This window comes from uncultured Lactobacillus sp. (assembly GCF_945290125.1).
In the GTDB taxonomy this organism is placed as follows: domain Bacteria; phylum Bacillota; class Bacilli; order Lactobacillales; family Lactobacillaceae; genus Lactobacillus; species Lactobacillus rizhaonensis.
On record NZ_CALYQV010000028.1, the window covers coordinates 1 to 20,958 of the forward strand.

Genomic DNA, 20,958 nt, shown 5'->3' on the forward strand with positions numbered 1-20,958 from the left:
GGCATAGCAGCCGGTATAGCTGAAGAATGGTTGATGCGTTTTTGTGTTTTAATCATATTACTCAAGTTACTGCAAAATTTTCGATATCAGATTATAGGAGCAGTTTTATTAGACGGTTTAATCTTTGGAATACTTCATATTGCTAACCTAATAGAGCAGCCAATACCGGCCACAATTTTACAAATGATTAATGCAAGTGTAGCTAGTATTACTTTTGCAGCAAATTATCTTAATACTGGGTCCTTTTTCATAAATATGGGATATCATGCAGTTTTTGATATCTTAGCTTTCTTGGCTTTCGGTACAACGGTCATGACTAACCCTACTGTTTTTGAATGGCAGTATTTAATTTTGACGACCTTAATTTATCTGACTTTTTTATTTTTCTTATTGTCAGGTGTTGATGAATATAGTTTGCAGCAATGGAGATTAGCTGATAATCATGGAGTTAGCAAATTAACTTACTTTTAGATAATTAAAAAGACAAGATTTTTTTAAATCTTGTCTTTTGTTTGGCTAATTAATCTAAGAAATCGCGTAATTGATTGGATCTACTTGGATGACGTAATTTACGTAAGGCCTTAGCTTCAATTTGACGGATCCGTTCTCTCGTAACTCCAAACACTTTACCAACTTCCTCAAGTGTTCTAGTACGACCATCATCCAAGCCGAAACGTAACCTCAAAACGTTCTCCTCGCGATCAGTTAAAGTATCAAGTACTTCTTCTAATTGTTCTTTGAGCATTTCGTATGAAGCATGTTGCTCAGGACTAGTTGCATCCTTATCCTTAATAAAGTCACCTAAATGTGAATCATCCTCTTCACCAATAGGAGTTTCCAAAGATACTGGTTCTTGCGCAATTTTTAAAATGTCCCTAACTTTAGAAGTAGGCATATCCATTTCTGCACCTATTTCTTCAGGAGTTGGTTCACGTCCTAAATCTTGCAGCAGTTGTCTTTGAATTCTAATCAACTTGTTAATTGTTTCAACCATGTGGACCGGAATTCGAATAGTTCTAGCTTGATCAGCAATTGCACGGGTGATAGCTTGTCTAATCCACCAAGTTGCGTAAGTTGAAAACTTGAAGCCGAGGCTGTAATCAAATTTATCTACTGCCTTCATCAGCCCCATGTTACCTTCCTGGATAAGATCCAAAAATGACATGCCACGGCCTACATAACGCTTAGCGATAGAAACCACTAAACGAAGGTTGGCTTCAGCCAATTCTTGTTTAGCCTCTTCATCACCCTTTTCAATTCTTTTAGCTAAGGAAATTTCCTGATCAGCATTTAGAAGTGGTACTCGGCCGATTTCTTTCAGATACATTCTGACTGGATCATTCATTCTGACATTTGAAGGTGCCGACATATCTTTTAATTCAGCCTTTTCAACATCTTTTTGCTTTTTTAGAGCTAATCTCGAAGGATTGCCCTTCTCATCAACAATACTAATGCCATTATCTTCAAATTCCTGAACTAATTGGTCAACTGCTTTTCCCTGTAGTTTATAGGGCTTAATCAATTGAGCAACGAATTCTTTTTCAGTAATAGATTTATCTTTTTTAACATCTTTAACTACCTTTTTGACCATTTTGTCTAAAGATAATTTTTCGCTGTTAGCGGTTTTCCCATTTTCTACCACAATAAGCCCCCCTTTAACCCTGGATTCTTTTTAACTGCAAAATTTTACGAGTAATACTTAATATTTCATCCGTATCAGTTTTACGTTTAGCATCTTGTAAATCATTCATCAGTTGGTGCAATTTAAGATCAATTTTACGCATGTTTAAAGCATTTATTTGCTCATCGATTTCGCGGTCTGAAAAATCCTGGGGCATGTCTGTCATTTCAGCATTAACTATTATACCTTGAAGTTTACTAGGAATAAAATCTAAAAAACTATTAACTCCTGGATTTTTTTGATTTTCACTAAAATTTAACCATAATTCCGCTAATTTTTGATATTTGGGATCTGGAAATAAAAATTGGTGCGATAATAAATATTCACGAGCATGTCTTGAATGAATAAATAAATATAATAACCGAGTTTGAACAGGATCATTTTTACTATAATTCTGTTCAGGTTCAACAGGAGAATCAGGATAATTATTATTTGCATCTTCAGGTTGCACACCATAATTGTTTTGGTGTCTTCTAGCCGCATTTTGCTGTCTGCGATATTTGGTAAAATTAACTTTGAGTGAATCCTTTGAAACACCTTGTTGTTGTGAAATCTTGTCCAAATATAAATCTTGTTCTACTGGATTAGACAACTGAGCAATTTCTTTTACTGCTTCGTCGAGATAAGCTAATTTTTCGCGGTCATTTGCTAAATTATATTTTTGAGCCAGCCTTTTAAGAAAAAAGTCTGTAGGAGTTAAAGCACCTTTAACTTCTTCCTGATATTTTTCCCAACCATATTTCTTAACATATTCATCAGGATCCAGCTTTTCTGGCAGAACTACTATCCCTAAATTAAAACCACCAATGCTATTAAACATTCTGGCTGCACGTTCTTCAGCGTGTATTCCTGGATCGTCTCCGTCATAATTAATAATGATATTTTTAGTGATCCTGCGTAACATATAAATTTGTTGATCAGTCAAGCTGGTTCCCATCGAAGCTATACCGGATTTAATACCAGCTTTATAAGCGGCAATTACATCCATGTATCCCTCGTATAAAATTAAATGTTTCTCGCTACGAACTGCTTTTTTGGCTTCTGCGAAATGAAAAAGAGTTTTAGACTTAGTAAAAATTTTAGTTTCTGGACTATTAATATATTTAGCTTCTGTTTTATCCTGCGAAAGCCTTCTGCCTGAAAATCCAACCACATAGTCTCCTTCATCACTGAGAGGAAACATCAGCCGCTCTCTAAAGCGATCAAATAATTCACCAGTCTGAGATTGCACAAATAAACCACTCTCAGCCAAATCTTCATCTTTAAATTTTTGACCTTTTAAATAGGTCAAAAGCAAATTGTTCTGTTTAGGAGCATAACCAATACGAAAATGAGAGATTATTTCATCATTAAGACCACGCTTTTTGGCATAATTATATCCTGGTCTACCAGCATTGGTTGAAACTAATACTTTATGATAAAAATTGGCAGCCTCTTCATTAATTTTTATTAAAATATTGGAAAACTTTGGTTTTTGGTTATTATATTGCCCAATATCAATGTGACCAAAATCAGCAACTTTTTGAACACTCTCAGGAAATGTCAGATTTTCTTTATACATTAAAAAAGAAAACACATTACCACCTCTGCCACAGCCAAAGCATTTAAAAAATTGTTTCCCTTCATTAACAGTAAAAGAAGGGGTTTTTTCTTCATGAAATGGACAAAGACCAACATAATCTTTGCCTTTCTTTTCTAGAGAAACATACTGGCTTATGACATTTACAATATTGACATTATTACGAACTTTAGCGATAGTTTCTTCAGGTATAAGACCGGCCATCTTTCCACCTACTTTTTATTTAATGACTAATTTGCTTAAATCACCTAATCGTTTTGAAAGTTGTGCCACATCACTTAGCTGTGCTAAACGGTTATTTTTAACAGCTTCATTTTTAGCCATAATCATATTAGTTTCGAAGTAAAGATCGATTACAGGCTGTAATTTCACAAATCCGTCATAAAGATCTGCTAATTTTTCAATTTTACTTAAATCGTTAACGCCCTCGGCAAGTTGGGTTTCGGTATCATTATCAAATAAGTCCTTGTTAACAATATTCTTACCTTTATATTTTGCCTTTTTCAAAATATTTTTAATTCTAATTAAACTTTCAACTACTGGTTTGAATTTATCATCATCATGATGTAATTGCAAAACTTTTGCTGCAGCTAAAATTTGTATTGGATCTTGCTGGCTTGAAGCTAAAACTGCATCAATTATGTCATATTTATAATTATTTTTCTGTAAGTATTGTTTAATACGATCACGAATAAATAATGAAATTTCTTCTTCCTGCTCAACTTTTTTAGGTAGCTTAGCCGGAGTTTGATTTTCCAGAGCCGACACAATCTCTGGTAAAACATTATTAAAAGGTAATGACCAATTCTGATTTATTAAGATGCGAACAATACCATAAGCATAGCGGCGAAGAGCATATGGATCATTTGATGAACTGGGAATCATACCAACAGCAAAGAAAGTAATTATAGTATCTAATTTATCTGCAATAGATAACAATGAGCCCACAGTTGTTTTTGGCAAATTCCCTTCAGAAGTGGTTGGCATATAATGCTCTTCAATTGCTGCAGCAACATCATCCTTTTCACCCGCCAATTTAGCATAATGTCTACCCATGACGCCTTGCAATTCGGCAAACTCTCCTACCATTTGAGTTACCAAATCGAACTTATATATTTGGCTGGCACGATCGAAATCACTGACAACTTGCTTATCTAGAAGCCATCTTTTTGCTAAGAAATCACCAATGATAGTGACACGTTTCATCTTCTCAGACATTGAGCCAATTTTGTCATGAAATGAAACATTATCCAACTTTTGTACAAAGTGGCTTAAAGGATATTTTCTGTCTTCATCATAGAAGAATTGTGCATCATCAAGTCGTGCTACCAGGACTTTTTCATTTCCCGAAACCACATTTTCTAAATAATCTTTATTACCGTTTCGCACAGCAATGAAATGATTAATTAATTCTCCATTTTGATCATAGACTTCAAAGTAACGCTGATTATCTTTCATCGAAGTGATAAGCACTTCTTTTGGCATTTGCAAATACTTTTTAGCAAAAGAACCTGCAAAAACAGTAGGATACTCAACTAAATTTGTCACTTCTTCAAGTAAACTCTCATCAGGCTTAATTTGCCAATTATTCTTCTCAACCAACTTATTCATTTGGTCCATGATCATTTTACGGCGTTTTGTTGCGTCAACAATTACAAACTGATCTTTTAAAGCATCTTCATAATCGCTACTATTTGCTAAGACAACGCTGTCTCCTAGAAAACGGTGCCCTGCCGTTTTTCTTCCAGCTGTAATATCAAGAATTTTAATGGGTATGACATCACTGCCATATAGTGAAACAAGCCAGTGAATAGGACGAACAAATTCGAAATCATGAGAATCCCACCGCATTTTTGTGGGAAAAGTCATAGACTTAATAATTTCGCTCATTCCCAACAGAATATCACTTGTTTTTTTACCCTCTTTTTTTACATGCACGTAGGCATATTCTGTACCTTTTAATTTGTCAAAGTAGATATCGTCAGTGGTCATTCCCTGTCCACGAGCAAATCCTTGAGCGGCTTTGGTCCAATTTTTATCTTGGTCAAGAGCGATTTTCTTGGCAGGTCCCTTTTTTATTTCATCAATATCTTCTTGTTTTTCTGCTAAATCTTCAACTAAAACAGTTAATCTCCGAGGTGTTGAGAAGGTTTTAGTACATTTAAATTTAAGACCTTTTTCTTTAAGAAACTTTTCTGTTCTTTGCGCAAGCTGTTTAACACTCCGTTCAACAACATGAGCAGGCATTTCCTCAGTACCAATTTCAAATAAATAATCTTTAGCCATTTTCAAGTCCCGCTTTCTTATCTTCTGCTTTTTTCAATAACGGAAAGCCTCTTTTTTCGCGTTCTTCTACAAAACATACCGCTACTTCATGAGCTAAATTTCTAATTCGAGCTAAATAACCCGCTCTTTCAGTAACTGAAACAGCTCCCCGAGCATCAAGCAAATTAAAAGTGTGTGAACATTTTAAAATATAATCGTACGCTGGTTGAACCAAGTTTAGGCCGATTAATTCTTTAGCCGTTTTTTCATAGACATCAAAAAACTGTAAAAGATCTTCCTGATTTGATTCTTCAAAAGCATACTTGGAGTTTTCATATTCAGCTTCTTTAAATATATCACGGTATAAAACACCATTGCCCCATTCTAGGTCAAAAACAGAGTTGACATTCTGTATATATGAAGCTAATCGTTCCACTCCATAGGTGATTTCACTCATTGTGGGTTTAACGTCAAGTTCACCAACGGTTTGAAAATAAGTAAATTGACTTACTTCCATTCCATCAAGCCAAACTTCCCAACCAACACCAGCACAACCCATTGAGGGGTTTTCCCAGTTGTCTTCTACAAACCTAATGTCATGCTCAAGTGTATTGATACCTAGTTCTTTTAAACTGTCTAAGTAGTATTGTTGAATATTTTCAGGTGCAGGTTTTATTACCACTTGGAATTGATGATGTTGAAACAATCTGTTAGGGTTATCACCATACCTGCCGTCAGCCGGACGTCTTGATGGCTCGACATAACATGCAGCCCATGGTTCTGGTCCCACAGCACGTAAAAAAGTATAAGGACTCATTGTTCCAGCGCCTTTTTCAACATCATAAGAAGGCATGACCATGCAACCTTTTGAAGACCAAAATTTTTCTAATTTAAAAACCATATCTTGAATAGTTAATTTTTTCTTTGCCATTTATATTTCCTTCCTGCATCAGACCATAAAAAAAGCCTATGCAAAACATGCATAGGGACGAGATTTAATCGCGGTTCCACCCTAATTCAGGAAATAATTCCTGCTCTTAATTAAATTGACTAGAGGTGCCTTTTCCCAGATGCTCTCCCACTGTTCAGCACTCGCTTAACAGGTACTTTTTTTATCCTCATTATCGCCAAAATACATTATTATTTTACCATAAAAATCAATGAAGCAGAAGACTCATTCGTTTAATTTAAGTTCATCTAAAAACTTTTTAGTTTTAAGGTTAAGATCAATCGTTTCCTGATATATGCGGTCAATAGCCTTACGAGTCGCCTTTTTTGTAGCAGTGTTAATCTTAATATTGCCTAACCGTTCAAAAGGAAGTAAAAAGATTGTTCTTAAAACAGCAGTTTCCTTTGGCTTTAAATGTAATCGCCCAGGATCTGTATCAAAATGTTGACTACATAAAATGCCACCGCTTTTAATGGAATAATCAAATTCGCCTTGTTCTTTACCACAAATAACGCAATGACGCATTTCCGGCTCAACACCATAAGCTTGCAACAGTTGCATTTGCACAATTTGAGTAATCATTTCAGGATCAGTTCCAGCGTCAATTTTTTGCAACGCAGAATTTGCTAGATTATAGTATTTACCCAGATTTTGATATTCAATAAAAGCATGATCTATCAAATCAAGGATAAAAGAAGCATAAGCATTTTTAGTTAAATCATTAAACAAGCCATTAAATTGACTGACATTTTTGTATGTTCTGAGCGTACTCAGACCGTGACCAGTAAAATATATGACATAAGTGCCATAGGAAAAATTAAGTAAAGATGCACCTAGTTTTGATTTTGGCTTAAGTGCTCCATGAGCAAGTAGAGTAACTATTCCATTATTCTTGGTCATTATTTTCGCCAATAAATCTGCCTCACGGTACTTTTGCCTTTTAAAAATAATTCCCTGCACTTCTTTTAATTGTCGAGCCATTTTAGCTAAAATCCTTGGGATTATAGCCTACTTGCTTTAAAAAGCGTGGATCAGAACGCCAATTATGCTGAACTTTAACCCAGAGATGCAAATTGACTTTTTCACCTAACAAATCTTCAATTTGATGTCGGGAATTAATGCCAATCTGCTTAAGCATCTTTCCGCCTTTACCAATAATAATCCCTTTCTGACCATTCTTTTCAACATAGATGGTAGCTTCAATTTGCAGTTTGTTGTTTTCATGCTTATTCATTTGTTCGACCCAAACAGCGGTAGCATGAGGAACTTCTTCAGCAGTCAGGTTTAAAATTTGTTCACGAATTAATTCTGCCACCATGAAATATTCGGGACGATCAGTTACTTGATCTGTTCCATAATATTTAGGTCCTACAGGTAAATATTGATGCAAAACCTGAATCAGATCACTAATTCCTATTCCCTGCGTTGCAGAAACTGGCAAGAACTCCTTAAAAATATTTAATTGACGATATTGCTCAATTATAGGTAGCAGTGCGTTAGGATTAACCTGATCTACTTTATTAATAAGAAGCAAAACTGGAATTTTTGCTTTTTTCAACAAATCAGCAATATAAGCATCTCCTTTGCCCATTTTTTCTGGTTCAACCATAAATAAAATGAGATCGACATCGTTTAAGCTAGACAAGCTCGCTTTATCCATATAATTATCTAAATCAAGGTAAGGCTTAAATATACCGGGAGTGTCAACAAAAATTGCTTGCATATCATCTGTGGTTAAAATACCAGAAATCTTGTTACGCGTAGTCTGCGGCTTACTCGAGGTGATAGCAACTTTTTGACCTACTAAATAATTCATTAGAGTAGACTTACCAACATTTGGTCTTCCTAATAAAGCAACAAAACCAGATTTATTTTTCATATCATCAGTCATTATTTTCCTCTGCCTTCATCAAGTTGATCCGGATATAGTGGTAACCCATAATCCTCTAAAACTTTACCCTGAATTTTAAACATTACTTTTGCTTCATCTGGTTTAATATGATCATACCCATTAAGATGCAGAAAACCGTGAACCAAGGTATAACCAAATTCACGGTCCCAACCTGTGCCATAATCCTTGCTATGACGCATAATCACACTTGGACACATAAATAAGTCGCCTATGTCTTCACTGAATTCTGGGTCATTTTCAAATGCACTGTAATCTAACAGGTCTTCACCATCTTCAATGGCAAACGAAATAACATCAGTCGGTCTGTCTTTACCACGATATTTTTTATTAATCTCATTGCTTTTTTCTTCACCAACTAAATTAATACTCATTTCCAAGTTATTCTTTTTAGCAATATCATTTTTGGCAAGCAAAAGAAGTTCATTAATCCATTTCTTCCAATCACGCGTTTTATCATCAAGAAAACCAACTTCATCATTGAAAGTAATATCAATTGGGTTCATTAATTTTATTTATCTTCCTTTTCATATGCGTTAATAATCTTGGCAACCACTGGGTGACGAACAACATCGTTAGCTGAAAACCAAATAAATTTTATTTCAGCAATGTTTTGCAAAATTCGGTGAGCATCAATTAATCCACTACGTTGTCTCCCAGGAAGATCAACTTGTGTCATATCACCATTAACAATCATTTTTGAATTGAAACCAAGTCTTGTTAAAAACATTTTCATCTGAGCATCTGTGGTATTTTGAGCTTCATCCAAAATCACAAAAGCATCGTCCAAAGTGCGGCCGCGCATATAAGCTAAAGGGGCTACTTCAATAACTCCCCGTTCCATCAAATGATCAGTGGTATTTGTTCCTAATATGGCATAAAGAGAGTCATAGATCGGCCTTAAGTAAGGATCAACTTTTTCTTTTAAATCACCAGGCAAAAAGCCTAATGACTCACCCGCTTCAACAGCCGGCCTGGTTAACACAATTCTAGAAACTTCTCCTCTTTTAAAAGCAGCAATTGCACATACCACCGCTATGAATGTTTTACCAGTACCGGCAGGACCAATACCAAATACAACATCATTTTTTTCAATGGCTTCTACATACTTTTTCTGCCCCATATTTTTAACTCTAATCGGTTTGCCTTTAGCATCCCGAATTAAAATTTTTTTGTATAAGTCAGGGAAATATTCCGTAGTACCTTTATCGGCCATTTTCATAGCACTCACAACATCAGCGGGACCAATGTTGATATTGGCATTAACTACATTATCCAAAGCTTGCAGAACAGCTGAAACTTTCTTGATATTTTTATCTTCACCCTGAATAGCAATGCTATTACCAGTGTCAATTACACTAGTATTATAGCCAGTTGATAACAGATTCAAGTTACTATCATTAACTCCAACTAGTTTTTGGATATTTTCAGGATTTTTAGGAATAAAATTGGTTTGGGCCAAATAACTCTGCTCCTTTTCTTGCGTTTAACCTAACTGCTTGCGCACCGCATTAGAAGCTGCTTTACCATCAGCTTTACCTTTTATTTTGGGCATCAAAGCTTTCATCACTTTGCCAAAATCAGACTTGCCCTCAGCTTTAGTTTCAGAAATTGCTTGGGAAACAGCCTGTTTTAGCTCTTCATCTGTCATTTGCTTAGGCAGATAGTTTTCAACAATAGCTAATTCCTGTTTGGTTTCAGCTACTAAGTCGTCTCTATTAGCCTTGGTAAATTCTGCAATTGATTCTTCACGCTGCTTTTTTTCTCTGCTGAGAACTGTCAGTTCTTCATCAGCGGTTAAATCATGACCAGCTTTAATCTTTTCATTCATCAAAGCTGCTTTTATCATACGCACTGTGTTTAATTTTACTTTATCACGTGCTTTCATTGCGTCTTTCATATCTGACATTATTTGCTCAGACAAACTCAAATAAATTCCCTCTTTCTGTGTAAAGTCTAGATAAATTATATCAAATTTGAATCTTAGTTTAAATTAAATAATGCCTTAAACTTTTGATATTTGTAATAAAAAAACGACTTCTATCTTTTGATAAAAGTCGTTTGTAATTAATAATGTCTACGTTTACGAGCTGCTTCAGACTTGAGTTTCCTACGAACGCTAGGTTTTTCATAGAACTCGCGCTTACGGTATTCTTGTAGAGTACCGCTTCTAGAAACGGAACGTTTAAAACGACGAAGAGCATCATCAATAGACTCGTTTTCGTGAACGACTGTCTTGGCCATATGTGATCCCTCCTTCCATTTCTTGACGTTACCGTCATACATTTAACTAAATTATATCAAACATCAACAATCGGTCAATACAAACGTTCAATATTTTTTAGAAAAAAGTTAATCTGTTAATGACTTTGGTTAAATTGTATAATAAATGCAAAAAGGAGTAAATGATGGCTGAAGAAACACCAAAAAAAGAAGTTAACATTATAATTATTTCAGATTCTGCAGGAGATACAGCGTTCAATAATGCTGTAGCTGCCGCAGCACAATTTCCTGACGCGCAAATCACTTACAGAAGATATCCTTTCATAATTAACAAAGAAAAATTAGAGGAGACTTTTGAAGAGATAATACAATACCCTAATTTGTTACTTATTTACAGCCTGGTAAAAGATGAAATGCAAATACCAGTTATTCGCTTTGTCAGAGAACATCACATCGAAAGCGTAGATATTCTGTCACCTGCAATTGAGTCTATCCAAAAATTGACTGGTCTTAAACCTGAGCAAAAAATTGGTGCTCAGCACAAAATGAACCAAAAATACTTTGATCGGATTTCAGCAATGGAATTCGCTGTCATGTATGATGACGGGAAGGATCCTAAAGGTTTTTTAGAAGCAGATGTTGTTCTGCTAGGGGTTTCCAGGACTTCAAAAACCCCTCTATCCCTATTTTTAGCAAACAAAAACTTGAAAGTAGCAAATTTACCGCTTGTGCCTGACACCCATATTCCTAAAGAAATATATCAAATTGATCCTAAAAAGATTATTGGTTTGACTAACGATTTATCCGTTTTAAATGAAATTAGGCGTGAAAGAATGATTTCTTATGGTTTGAGTCCTGATACGTCTTACTCTAATACTGATGCGATTAAAAAGGAATTAGATTCTGCGCAAAAACTCTATGATAAATTAGGCTGTTTTGTAATTAACGTTGCGCACCGCTCAATTGAAGAAACAGCAGCTATCATAATGAATCATTTAGGAGTCCAAAAATAATTTCTAGTGGAATTTTTAACTGATAATGGCTAATTTAAAAAAGCGCCAAGTTTAAGAATATCTAGGCTGATTAATTGCAGTAAGGTGGCTCAAAAAATAAAATAGAAGTAGGCAATAACAGATTTTAGTTCATAGAAAGGGCCAAATTATGCAAGCAAATAATGAAAAACTAGATACTGCGATTTTCGCTGGTGGGTGCTTCTGGTGCATGGTTAAACCTTTTGATTCACTGCCTGGAATTAAGAAAGTGATTTCTGGATATACAGGAGGCCATGTCCCTAATCCTACTTATGAGCAAGTTTGCACTGGAACTACCGGTCACACAGAGGCCGTGGAAATAACTTTTGATTCTGAAATTATACCGTATCAGAAATTATTGGACTACTATTGGCAAGTAACGGATCCTACAGATGCAAGCGGACAATTTCAAGATCGTGGAGATAACTATCGTCCAGTAATTTTTTATAATTCCCCTGCTCAAAAAGAAGCAGCTGAAAATTCAAAAGAAGCTTTACAAAAAAGCGGCAAATTTGATGACCCCATTGTTACTCAAATTGAGCCTGCTAAGCCGTTTTATCCTGCAGAAGATTACCATCAGGATTTTTACAAAAAAAATCCTTTCCGGTACAATCTTGAAGAGTCTGGTGGCAGAGCAGATTTCATAAAAAAACATTGGCAAAATTAACCAAAGTTTTGCCCATAAGTGCTTTAAATTTTATGTAGTTGTGTTAGTATACTTAAGAAAAATACTAGTTTTTATATTTAATATGAAAACTAGTATTTTATTATTTTATAAAAAGTTAACTAAAGTGCTTACTAAAAAAGGATTTATTAACAATGGATCAACTTGACGCGTTCAATCGGCGGTATAATCTACTATCAAAAATTTCTGCATCTTTTTTTTATTCATTAGCGGTTGCTGTAGCTTTAAATTTCTTTTGGACACCCGGCCACATGTACTCTTCGGGGGTAACTGGTTTTGCACAATTGATTAACACTATGAGCGAGCGATTTTTACCATTTACCTTGTCAACTTCAGTCCTTTATTTTGTTCTTAACTTGCCCCTGCTTCTTTTAGCATGGGTAAAGATTGGGCATAAATTTACCTTCTTTACCATTATTACTGTCATACTTGGTTCAATTATGATGAGAGTCATTCAACCGGTGAATATGCATATTGACCCCCTTGTCTGTGCTATTTTTGGTGGTATGATCAACGGACTGGGAACAGGTTTTGCTCTGAAGAATGGTATTTCAACTGGTGGACTGGATATCATTGGCATTGTTATTCAAAGGAAAACGGGTACCAGTTACGGTAAAATCAGTATTTTGATTAACCTGATTATCATTGCTGCTGCCGGTTTTGCTTTCGGCTGGACCCGTGCCCTTTATTCAGCCCTGACAATTTTTATCAATGGTCGCGTAATTGATGCTGTATACACCCAACATCAAAAATTACAGATCACTATTGTTACAGAAAAGCCTAAAACAATCATTGATGGTATTCAGGAAAAAATGCACCGGGGCATCACTATCTTTCATGATGTTGAAGGTGCGTACAGTCATAACGAGAAAAAAGTACTAATTACTGTTATTGATAGATACGATATGTATGACGTTTTACATATTGTTAAAAAAAGCGATCCTTATGCTTTTATGAGTGTTACCGAAGTAGAACGAGTTTATGGCAGTTTTAAGGAACAAGAAATAGTTTAAGTAGTAAAAAGGCCTGATTTTGACATCAGGTCTTTTTACATAATTTTATTATTTAAAAAGTTTACGGTATTCACCATATCCTCTTTGTTCCAATTGATCGAAAGGAATAAAGTTTAAAGCAGAGGAGTTAATGCAATATCTGAGCCCTCCTTTATCACTGGGTCCATCATCAAAGACATGTCCCAAATGTGAATCACCTTCTGGACTCTTAACCTCAGTTCTTTCCATATTATGTGATTGATCACGGTGATAAACCAATTTCTTAATTGGCCTGGTAAAACTAGGCCAGCCGCAACCAGCATCATATTTATCTTCACTTGAAAACAAAGGCTCCCCTGAAACAATGTCGACATAGATTCCCTTTTGATAAAAATCATCATATTTTCCTCTAAAAGGATAATCTGTTGCTGCTTCCTGAGTAACTTGAAACTGGTCCGGTGTTAGTTCTTTTAGCCTTTTGGCTTTTTGATCTTGATCCATTTATCTCACGCTCCTTAATTAACTATAACAAAATTTGGGATAACACACTAAACTAAAACTTTACAAAAAACACTTTTTCTTAATTTTAATTAGATACATACTGGGTTATAATATGGTTTCAATAAATAAAGGAAGGTTCTTTTTTATGCCAACATTAGCAAAAAATTTATCAGCAAAAATTAATTCGAAAATTAGTAACATACCTAATCCAGCGATCAGATCCTTCAATCAAAAAATTTCCACTATACCAGGAATAATAAAATTGACTATTGGTGAACCTGACTTAAATACTCCAGAACACATAAAAAGAGCGGCAATTGAGGACATCAAAAATGATGACTCTCATTATGCTCCTGAAGCTGGAAAAGAAAAATACTTGCAAGCTGTTAGCAAATATCTAGCAAAAAGCTTAGGTGTTACATATGATCCCAAAAGTGAACTCTGTGCGACGGTTGGAGTTTCTGAAGGATTGAATATTGCCGCTATGACTTTACTCAATCCCGGTGAAAAAATAATTGTGCCTACCCCTGTTTGGGGAGTCTATTTCGGAATCATAAAAATGGCTGGTGGAATTCCAGTTCAAGTAGATACTTCTAATGATCATTTTCTTTTAACTCCAGAAAAATTAACGGAAACTTTGGAAAATGAAGGAAAAGGCGCAAAGGTTGTTATTATCACTGATCCGTCTAACCCAACAGGCCGAGTTTATTCAAAGAAAAACTTGCAAGAATTAGCAGCTGTTATTACCAAATACGACATTTTCGCTGTCAGTGATGAAATCTATGCTGAATTAATTTATGGTCAAAAAAAGCATTATTCATTGACACAATTCATTCCTGATAGAACTGTTTTATTATCGGGGCTTTCAAAAAGTGTTGCCATGACTGGATGGCGTATAGGCTATATAGCTGGACCTGCTGAGTTAATGAAATCAATGATAAAGGTGAATTCATTTTTAATTTCCGCAGTGACTGACAATGTTCAAGCAGCCGCTACAGAGGCTTTGAATCACGGAGATCAGGACTATGTTGCTGCGCGAAAAAAATATCAGAAGCGCATGCATCTTCTTCAGGATGGACTTGAGAAAAATGGCTACACTATGGCTACTCCTGAAGGGGCATTTTATATTTTTGCTAAAATTCCAAGTAAATTTGGCTGTGATGATGTAGCGTTTGCCAATGATTTAGCTGAAAAAGCCAAAGTTGGGGTAACACCTGGCAGTTATTTCGGTGCTGGCGGACAAGGATATGTGCGCCTATCCTATGCTTCATCTGATGAAAACTTAAAAGAAGCTATTAAACGTATTAGTAGTTATACTGAAAGCAATTAAAAAGCTGATTTATTGAGTTACTATTCTTTGATAGGTTAAACTTTAATGGTAATTGTTTTTATTTTTGAGAAAGGGTAATGATTATGCAAGTAACAATGAAAAGTGAGCCACTGTCAACTAATGGAGAACCAATCAAAATTGGTGACCAACTGCCAAATTTTCAAGTAAAAAGGTCGGATGGTTCAGTTGCATCAACTAATGATTTGGTTGATAAGACTACATTGATTAGTGTAGTGCCTAACATCAATACAAGCGTTTGCAGTATTTCTACTAAACGCTTTAACAGCGAAGTCGATAACTTTGATGGCATTAATTTCTATACTATTTCTACCAATACTCCAGAAGAACAGAAAAAATGGTGTGCTGCAGAGGGTGTATCCAAAATGGAGCTTTTGTCAGACGAGAGTTTTGACTTTGGCAAAAAAATGGGTTTGTTTATTGACGCTACGAAATTCGATTCCAGAAGTATCTGGATTGTAGACGAAAATAAAAAAGTCTTCTATCAAGAACTTATTCATGAGTTAACCAATGAACCTGACTATGCAAAAGCACTCGTATTTTTACAAAATTTGCGGTAATTATGTATAAAAAGAAGCGGTTAAGGAAATTTTTCTTAACCGCTTTTTTAGTTTAAAAAACTGGGTGATCCAATACAATCCAATTAGCAAAAGTTTGGTCTGATAAGTCAACCTTGTCCGGCTTTAACAAAATCTCTTTTGCTTTTAATACCAAAGGCGAAGAATTCGCCAGATTGAGTTGTTCTAGAGGAACTGATACAGCTCCTAAAGAATCTTGCCCCGTAAACTGTTTAACTGTAGTTTGTAAATTACCACTAAACTTATTGATTTTATAAAAAACACAGATATGTTGATTAAAATGCCATTGTTCATAGTCCCATGGATATCTAAATGAGGTAACACCAATTTGATCATAGTCTTGCACAACTAATCCAGTTTCTTCGTTAACTTCTCGCTTAACCGTATGGTCTAATGGCTCTCCATCTTCCAAACTGCCGCCTGGCAAGTCATAACGATTTATATAAGGTCCACCCTCTTTTTTGATAACAACTAAACTTTGTTGATCGCCAATAATACCATAACACCCGAAGGCACGGTGAAATTTATCAGTCATAAAATTATCCTCCTAGTATAAAAACTGAATAATAATTTTCTCATTATTAAATACTAAAAGCAATTTTATTTAAAGCCTAGTTGCAGCCCTGGCAAGAGGAACAGTAGAATTATATATTTTATGATATAAATGATAGTTTTTTTTGTAAAGTGCGGTGTTATGTGGATCTGGCGCAATAATTTCATTATATTTTACAAATACATTGATGCAGCTATTCCAGTCTTTAAACCAACTGCACCCCATCGCTGCAATCATAGCAGCACCAATCCCAGGTCCTTGTTCATTCTTTAAAGCAATAATATTTTTACCGAAGACATCAGCTTGTAATTTCAGCCAAAATTTACTTTTGGCACCACCACCGATAGAAATTATATTATAAATAGTTTTGTTATTTTGCTCATAAATTGATATTAAATCTTGTAAGCTGTATGTAATACCTTCTATGACGGCTCGACAAAAATCATTTCTCGTTGATGTATTACTTATACCTGTAAAGCTTCCGCGAATGAAAGAGTCTGAATAAGGGGTTCTTTCTCCATTAATATAGGGCGTGAAAAATAATTTATTTGCACCTAAATCTGACTTTTGCGCCATCAAAAGTAGCTCATGAAAAGATTTCTGAGGAAAGAAAGTATTCTTAAACCAACTTAAGGATTCACCGGCTGCTAAAGTAACTCCCATTGAATAAAAGTGATCAGGTATTGCATGATGTTCCATTTGCAAAGTTCCTTCATAGGGTGTGTGTGGACTTTTCTCATCTGCCAAAATAACTCCTGAAGTACCAATACTACATAGTATATTTTGTGAATTCAGAATACCAGAACCAATCGCAGCGACAGCATTATCCCCTCCTCCAGCAAATATTTTCGCGTCCTGATTTAAACCTGTCTTTCCACAAACTTCATGCAGGGGAAAACCAATAAAATCTGTAGAATTTACCAGCTCGGGACAATAATATCTAGGAACTTTAAAAAAATTCAAAATTTCATTGCTCCAGCAATCATGTGCAATATCCAACATTATTGTTCCCGTAGCATCTGAATAATCAGTGTTTATTTTGCCAGTCATTTTATATCTGACATAATCTTTGGGCATCATGAAGTATCTAATCCTAGCAAAATTATTTGGTTCATTTTTTTGTAACCATAATAACTTAGGCAAAGTAAAACCAGCAGTAGCCTTATTGCCAGTAATTTCTACTATTTTTTTACCGAAATTTTCGTTTATATACTTAGCTTCAGTTGCTGTCCTGCCATCGTTCCATAATATTGCTGGTCGAATAATTTCTTTATTTTTATCCAAAATTACCAGGCTATGCATTTGTCCAGAAAATGATATTCCATCAATTTTTGCAAGATTTCTTATCTTGATCATGATTTTTTTAATGGCTTCTAAAGTGCCTTGAACCCAATCGTTAGGATTTTGCTCACAAAAACCTTCAGCTGAATTATAGACTGGATAATTTTCTTTTTCTTGATCTATTATTTTTCCTGAATAATCTAGGCAACTAACTTTCACTGCACTAGTGCCTAAGTCTATTCCTAATACATATCTTTCCATTATTTATTTTTATAAGGGTTAAATTGAAAATTTAGTTTTTTGGACCAAATTGGATAATCACCAAATAACAAGCGGTAAGGGAGTTCATCTTCCTCTATTTCAGGTATTCGAGGAATGGGCTTATAAAAATTGTTATCCAAATTATCATTATTTGTTTTAGAAACCTCCCAAGCCATTACTTTACCTGTTTCCGCTTCAACATTCCATTTATGGTAAATTCCAGGTGTAGCAGTCAAACTTTCACCCGGCTGCAATTTGATAGTTGTTCCAGCTGGAACTACAAGTTTTTCTCCATCCTTAACTATTTTAACCTCTTTTTGTCGATCAAACTCACCTGTTTCAGTTGAATTCCATACTCTGATTAATAAATTTCCTCCACCACGATTAATAGTATCTTCTTCTTTTAATTTATGAAAATGGTATGGTAGTTCTTGCCCTTCTTCTAAGAATAAAATCTTCTCACAATAGGGTTTAGGATAAACGTCAGTATGATCATAATTACCATTTCTAAATGTGAACGCAACCAGACCATATTTACTAAAATCATCGCTGCCAAAATCAGTTACATCCCAGCCTAACATATTATCTACAATTTCACGGTATCTTTCCTCTAAGTTAGTCCAATTATCAATATTCCAACTTGCAAATTTTGGAAAATACACTTGTTTTTCTTTTGCAAAAGAAATATCTTTTTGCAGAATTCTATTAATTTGTGATCTTTTCATTTTTGACCTCACTAAAATCAAATTTCAAGTTAAATTTAACTATTTCATCCGGTTTTATGTATTTTAATTTGTTATTTTTATTAGCCTGAATAAAGCCATTTACATCATTTGTACCTGGCTCTAATCCTAAAACATAGTTTTGATTTCGTTCCAAACGCCATTCATTCAATACGGGGAGTGTTTTACTACTAAATTTAACTTTTAAAGAAAGGCCTGTTTCTGGACTAATTAAACTATATTCAGATTTTCTTAACGTATGAAAATACACTTGCTCAGGTTTGCTCATTTCAGGTTCTTTCAGTCTAAAAGGGTATTCACCTTTAATTTTATGATACTTACGATCACAACTTTCATCAGGCTGAAAAAATATTTTTGTTTCGGGCGTTAAAAAAGGATAGCCAAAATTGTTATGGTACAAAAGCATGTAAGGGACAGTTTCGTCTCCAGCATTTCTTAAAGCATCATCTATACTGATACTTGTCTTGTTTGTATAAACAGTAATTTTACGGTGTAGAATTAAATTAGGCCCAAACATCTGTGAATCAGCAATGTTACCTTCAACTTGAATCTTATCTTTAAAAATCTTATAGCTGAAATTATATGCCGGTGTATTGCTAACAGTACCATGTAAACCGCGCTGATTATCAGAGCTTCCCATGTATGTCAAACCGCCTGTTGTTAAGAAACCAACATTGAAATTGCGCAAAAAGCCTTTGTCATTGTTTTCATTAAAATAAGTACTATTTACAAGACCCGTTGCCGATAAGAAAGATATATTCTTGCCGTCTAATTTTAATTCTGTTATATCCATTCCTCTGTCTAATGCAATTGTAATTGAAAAGCCACTGGCTGTAGCTATTTCATAAGCTTTTAATCCAGTAGCCTTTCCTTCAAGAAATTGAATATATTTGACAGAATTAAGTTGTGCTTGATTGCCAATATATTTTTTTGAATTCTTGCTTCTCATTTATCCTATACTAATATCTCCTAAATCAACATCTTTTTCTTCTTTCTTCTCACTTTCTACACTAACTGGTCGTTTTAAAAGAAAGAAAACTATTCCGGTAACCAAACTACCTATAAGAAGAGCAATTAAGAATTGAACAGGCCTTGACATGGTTGGGACTGCAAATAATCCAGAAGCAGGAATTTTTGAATCCGCACCCCAGAGCATTGAAAGTCCCCCTCCAATAGCACCACCACAAGCAGTTGAAACTATTGATCTCCATAAATCATTAAGTACAATTGGTAAACTACCTTCGGTTATTTCACATAAACCCATTGGAAATGCTGTTTTCAAAGTATTCACCTCGGTTTGAGTATAAATCTTCTTGTGAAAGAGTTTTTCAAGGAAATAAGCAAAAGTAAAACCAAAAGGTGTCACCATAGAAGCTAAAATCAAAACAGTAATTGGCTCATTAACGCCTTCTGCCTGCATAGCTAACACAAAAGCAAAAACAGTTTTATTAATAGCACCACCGTAATCAACTGATGCCAAAATTCCAATAATCGCACCATAAAAAAATTTTTGGCTCGAAGGTAGTTGCGTCAAATATCTGGTAAGCATTCTTTGGCCTTCAGCAATTGGCGCACCTAAAATGTAAAACATGACAGCAGCCGACAAGATCGATGACAAAAATGGTATTATTAGCGTTGGCATTAAACCTTGAGCCCAATTAGGAACCTTTATTGTCTTAACAATTAAAATTGTGAACCAGCCAGCAACATATCCTCCGATTAAACCGCCTAAAAAGCCGGCTTTAATCATATTTGAAATGAGACCGACCAAAAATCCTGGAGCAATTCCTGGTTTGTCAGCAATTGCAAAAGAAACCCCTGTAGAAACAACTACTGGAAGAAGACCTAAAATTAGACTTCCCGCAGTACTGAAAGCATCCCATACACCGATCGTGCCTGTAAAGTTGGTAATGTTTTTACCTCCAAAGATATTACCAACTGCTAATAACAATCCACCCGCAACTACAACGGGAATTAAATATGAGATTGCTGTTAAGGCAGGTTCTTTAATTTTGACTATAATTTTATTTTCAGCCATTTTCAAACCTCTATTTAACATTTAAAGCTGAATGTAATTTTTTAATCAGTTTATTTGGACTTTGTATTGCAGTATCCGTTGAAATTTGAACGACTTTTTTACCTTTAAATCTTTCTCTTCCTGTTATTTTTACGTCAACTGCTAACAAAACAACATCGGCTTCTTTAATTTCCTCTGGCGTTAATGCATTTTCAGTTCCAATAGTCCCTTGTGTTTCTATATGAACTATATCTCCGCAATCTTTCGCTGCCTGCTCAATTTTTTCTTTAGCTATGTACGTATGAGCAATACCAGCTGAACAAGCTGTTATACCAACAATTTTCATTCATCAACATCTCCTT

23 protein-coding genes are annotated in these 20,958 nt (G+C 35.0%); 6 read left to right on the top strand and 17 right to left on the bottom strand.

What is annotated here, in order from left to right; translation table 11 throughout:
* The coding region (locus Q0K80_RS06060) for a CPBP family intramembrane glutamic endopeptidase (RefSeq protein ID WP_294604374.1) at positions 1–471 on the top strand (471 nt) is incomplete at its 5' end.
* A gap of 49 nt (positions 472–520) precedes the next feature.
* On the opposite strand, the gene rpoD is transcribed toward Q0K80_RS06060, so the two are convergent.
* From rpoD to rpsU, 10 genes are all read right to left on the bottom strand, one after another.
* Complete coding sequence (rpoD, locus tag Q0K80_RS06065; protein ID WP_294604375.1) at positions 521–1,642, bottom strand: RNA polymerase sigma factor RpoD; 1,122 nt, start codon at positions 1,640–1,642, stop codon at positions 521–523.
* Positions 1,643–1,655: 13 nt separating this feature from the next.
* Positions 1,656–3,464, bottom strand: coding sequence for a DNA primase (gene dnaG, locus Q0K80_RS06070; RefSeq protein ID WP_294604376.1), 1,809 nt, complete (start codon positions 3,462–3,464; stop codon positions 1,656–1,658).
* Positions 3,465–3,479: 15 nt separating this feature from the next.
* Complete coding sequence (glyS, locus tag Q0K80_RS06075) at positions 3,480–5,546, bottom strand: glycine--tRNA ligase subunit beta (RefSeq protein ID WP_294604377.1); 2,067 nt, start codon at positions 5,544–5,546, stop codon at positions 3,480–3,482.
* Positions 5,539–6,456, bottom strand: a complete 918-nt coding sequence (gene glyQ, locus Q0K80_RS06080; RefSeq protein WP_046324875.1) for a glycine--tRNA ligase subunit alpha — start codon at positions 6,454–6,456, stop codon at positions 5,539–5,541. The genes glyS and glyQ overlap by 8 nt, the downstream gene beginning before the upstream one ends.
* A gap of 243 nt (positions 6,457–6,699) precedes the next feature.
* On the bottom strand, positions 6,700–7,455 hold the full coding sequence (gene recO / locus Q0K80_RS06085) for a DNA repair protein RecO (protein ID WP_294604378.1): 756 nt from the start codon (positions 7,453–7,455) through the stop codon (positions 6,700–6,702).
* Between the two features lies 1 nt (position 7,456).
* On the bottom strand, positions 7,457–8,365 hold the full coding sequence (era, locus tag Q0K80_RS06090) for a GTPase Era (RefSeq protein WP_294604379.1): 909 nt from the start codon (positions 8,363–8,365) through the stop codon (positions 7,457–7,459).
* Positions 8,365–8,889 carry an rRNA maturation RNase YbeY gene (gene ybeY / locus Q0K80_RS06095; protein WP_294604380.1) on the bottom strand — a complete coding sequence of 175 codons (525 nt, stop codon included), beginning with the start codon at positions 8,887–8,889 and terminating at the stop codon, positions 8,365–8,367. Before ybeY ends, era begins: the two co-directional genes overlap by 1 nt.
* A gap of 5 nt (positions 8,890–8,894) precedes the next feature.
* Positions 8,895–9,845, bottom strand: a complete 951-nt coding sequence (locus tag Q0K80_RS06100) for a PhoH family protein (protein WP_294604383.1) — start codon at positions 9,843–9,845, stop codon at positions 8,895–8,897.
* Positions 9,846–9,869: 24 nt separating this feature from the next.
* A complete protein-coding gene (locus Q0K80_RS06105; RefSeq protein ID WP_294604385.1) occupies positions 9,870–10,313 on the bottom strand; it encodes a GatB/YqeY domain-containing protein in 444 nt (147 codons plus the stop codon).
* Positions 10,314–10,450: 137 nt separating this feature from the next.
* Positions 10,451–10,627, bottom strand: a complete 177-nt coding sequence (gene rpsU, locus Q0K80_RS06110) for a 30S ribosomal protein S21 (protein WP_009560161.1) — start codon at positions 10,625–10,627, stop codon at positions 10,451–10,453.
* Positions 10,628–10,791: 164 nt separating this feature from the next.
* Between rpsU and Q0K80_RS06115 the strand changes: the two genes are divergently transcribed.
* The 3 genes from Q0K80_RS06115 to Q0K80_RS06125 all read left to right on the top strand — a co-directional run bounded on the left by Q0K80_RS06115 (position 10,792) and on the right by Q0K80_RS06125 (position 13,335).
* Positions 10,792–11,619 carry a pyruvate, water dikinase regulatory protein gene (locus Q0K80_RS06115; protein WP_187157218.1) on the top strand — a complete coding sequence of 276 codons (828 nt, stop codon included), beginning with the start codon at positions 10,792–10,794 and terminating at the stop codon, positions 11,617–11,619.
* Positions 11,620–11,767: 148 nt separating this feature from the next.
* Positions 11,768–12,304 carry a peptide-methionine (S)-S-oxide reductase MsrA gene (gene msrA / locus Q0K80_RS06120; protein WP_294604399.1) on the top strand — a complete coding sequence of 179 codons (537 nt, stop codon included), beginning with the start codon at positions 11,768–11,770 and terminating at the stop codon, positions 12,302–12,304.
* A gap of 152 nt (positions 12,305–12,456) precedes the next feature.
* The gene (locus tag Q0K80_RS06125; protein WP_294604400.1) at positions 12,457–13,335 is read left to right on the top strand and encodes a YitT family protein; all 879 of its coding nucleotides are present in this window, start codon (positions 12,457–12,459) and stop codon (positions 13,333–13,335) included.
* A gap of 48 nt (positions 13,336–13,383) precedes the next feature.
* On the opposite strand, the gene msrB is transcribed toward Q0K80_RS06125, so the two are convergent.
* Entirely contained in the window at positions 13,384–13,815 is a 432-nt protein-coding gene (msrB, locus tag Q0K80_RS06130; RefSeq protein ID WP_294604402.1) for a peptide-methionine (R)-S-oxide reductase MsrB, read from the bottom strand.
* A gap of 145 nt (positions 13,816–13,960) precedes the next feature.
* Here msrB and Q0K80_RS06135 point away from each other — a divergent pair, with 145 nt between their 5' ends.
* Both Q0K80_RS06135 and tpx read left to right on the top strand, forming a co-directional pair.
* Positions 13,961–15,145 (top strand): aminotransferase class I/II-fold pyridoxal phosphate-dependent enzyme, encoded by a 1,185-nt coding sequence (locus Q0K80_RS06135; protein WP_294604404.1) that lies wholly within the window; start codon positions 13,961–13,963, stop codon positions 15,143–15,145.
* An 83-nt stretch (positions 15,146–15,228) separates the two neighbouring features.
* The gene (gene tpx / locus Q0K80_RS06140) at positions 15,229–15,723 is read left to right on the top strand and encodes a thiol peroxidase (protein ID WP_294604423.1); all 495 of its coding nucleotides are present in this window, start codon (positions 15,229–15,231) and stop codon (positions 15,721–15,723) included.
* A 52-nt stretch (positions 15,724–15,775) separates the two neighbouring features.
* Here the strand turns inward: tpx and Q0K80_RS06145 are convergent, their stop codons facing one another.
* From Q0K80_RS06145 to Q0K80_RS06170, 6 genes are all read right to left on the bottom strand, one after another.
* The gene (locus Q0K80_RS06145; protein WP_294604405.1) at positions 15,776–16,276 is read right to left on the bottom strand and encodes an NUDIX hydrolase; all 501 of its coding nucleotides are present in this window, start codon (positions 16,274–16,276) and stop codon (positions 15,776–15,778) included.
* A gap of 69 nt (positions 16,277–16,345) precedes the next feature.
* Positions 16,346–17,836, bottom strand: coding sequence for a xylulokinase (xylB, locus tag Q0K80_RS06150; RefSeq protein WP_294604406.1), 1,491 nt, complete (start codon positions 17,834–17,836; stop codon positions 16,346–16,348).
* Positions 17,836–18,561, bottom strand: coding sequence for a D-lyxose/D-mannose family sugar isomerase (locus Q0K80_RS06155; RefSeq protein WP_294604408.1), 726 nt, complete (start codon positions 18,559–18,561; stop codon positions 17,836–17,838). The genes xylB and Q0K80_RS06155 overlap by 1 nt, the downstream gene beginning before the upstream one ends.
* On the bottom strand, positions 18,542–19,528 hold the full coding sequence (locus Q0K80_RS06160) for an aldose 1-epimerase family protein (RefSeq protein WP_294604410.1): 987 nt from the start codon (positions 19,526–19,528) through the stop codon (positions 18,542–18,544). Before Q0K80_RS06160 ends, Q0K80_RS06155 begins: the two co-directional genes overlap by 20 nt.
* Positions 19,529–20,617, bottom strand: coding sequence for a PTS fructose transporter subunit IIC (locus tag Q0K80_RS06165; RefSeq protein ID WP_294604412.1), 1,089 nt, complete (start codon positions 20,615–20,617; stop codon positions 19,529–19,531).
* 10 nt (positions 20,618–20,627) lie between these two features.
* Positions 20,628–20,942 (bottom strand): PTS fructose transporter subunit IIB, encoded by a 315-nt coding sequence (locus Q0K80_RS06170; protein WP_294604414.1) that lies wholly within the window; start codon positions 20,940–20,942, stop codon positions 20,628–20,630.
* Between the last annotated feature and the right edge of the window lie 16 nt (positions 20,943–20,958).

What these genes read in the sequence shown, in the direction of transcription:
- msrA (WP_294604399.1), top strand. Translation starts at nt 11,768, where the DNA reads ATGCAAGCAAATAATGAAAAACTAGATACTGCGATTTTCGCTGGTGGG.
- Q0K80_RS06165 (WP_294604412.1), bottom strand. Translation starts at nt 20,617, where the DNA reads ATGGCTGAAAATAAAATTATAGTCAAAATTAAAGAACCTGCCTTAACA.
- tpx (WP_294604423.1), top strand. Translation starts at nt 15,229, where the DNA reads ATGCAAGTAACAATGAAAAGTGAGCCACTGTCAACTAATGGAGAACCA.
- glyQ (WP_046324875.1), bottom strand. Translation starts at nt 6,456, where the DNA reads ATGGCAAAGAAAAAATTAACTATTCAAGATATGGTTTTTAAATTAGAA.
- Q0K80_RS06170 (WP_294604414.1), bottom strand. Translation starts at nt 20,942, where the DNA reads ATGAAAATTGTTGGTATAACAGCTTGTTCAGCTGGTATTGCTCATACG.
- Q0K80_RS06145 (WP_294604405.1), bottom strand. Translation starts at nt 16,276, where the DNA reads ATGACTGATAAATTTCACCGTGCCTTCGGGTGTTATGGTATTATTGGC.
- glyS (WP_294604377.1), bottom strand. Translation starts at nt 5,546, where the DNA reads ATGGCTAAAGATTATTTATTTGAAATTGGTACTGAGGAAATGCCTGCT.
- xylB (WP_294604406.1), bottom strand. Translation starts at nt 17,836, where the DNA reads ATGGAAAGATATGTATTAGGAATAGACTTAGGCACTAGTGCAGTGAAA.
- ybeY (WP_294604380.1), bottom strand. Translation starts at nt 8,889, where the DNA reads ATGAACCCAATTGATATTACTTTCAATGATGAAGTTGGTTTTCTTGAT.
- msrB (WP_294604402.1), bottom strand. Translation starts at nt 13,815, where the DNA reads ATGGATCAAGATCAAAAAGCCAAAAGGCTAAAAGAACTAACACCGGAC.
- rpsU (WP_009560161.1), bottom strand. Translation starts at nt 10,627, where the DNA reads ATGGCCAAGACAGTCGTTCACGAAAACGAGTCTATTGATGATGCTCTT.
- Q0K80_RS06115 (WP_187157218.1), top strand. Translation starts at nt 10,792, where the DNA reads ATGGCTGAAGAAACACCAAAAAAAGAAGTTAACATTATAATTATTTCA.
- era (WP_294604379.1), bottom strand. Translation starts at nt 8,365, where the DNA reads ATGACTGATGATATGAAAAATAAATCTGGTTTTGTTGCTTTATTAGGA.
- Q0K80_RS06135 (WP_294604404.1), top strand. Translation starts at nt 13,961, where the DNA reads ATGCCAACATTAGCAAAAAATTTATCAGCAAAAATTAATTCGAAAATT.
- Q0K80_RS06125 (WP_294604400.1), top strand. Translation starts at nt 12,457, where the DNA reads ATGGATCAACTTGACGCGTTCAATCGGCGGTATAATCTACTATCAAAA.
- recO (WP_294604378.1), bottom strand. Translation starts at nt 7,455, where the DNA reads ATGGCTCGACAATTAAAAGAAGTGCAGGGAATTATTTTTAAAAGGCAA.
- dnaG (WP_294604376.1), bottom strand. Translation starts at nt 3,464, where the DNA reads ATGGCCGGTCTTATACCTGAAGAAACTATCGCTAAAGTTCGTAATAAT.
- Q0K80_RS06160 (WP_294604410.1), bottom strand. Translation starts at nt 19,528, where the DNA reads ATGAGAAGCAAGAATTCAAAAAAATATATTGGCAATCAAGCACAACTT.
- Q0K80_RS06155 (WP_294604408.1), bottom strand. Translation starts at nt 18,561, where the DNA reads ATGAAAAGATCACAAATTAATAGAATTCTGCAAAAAGATATTTCTTTT.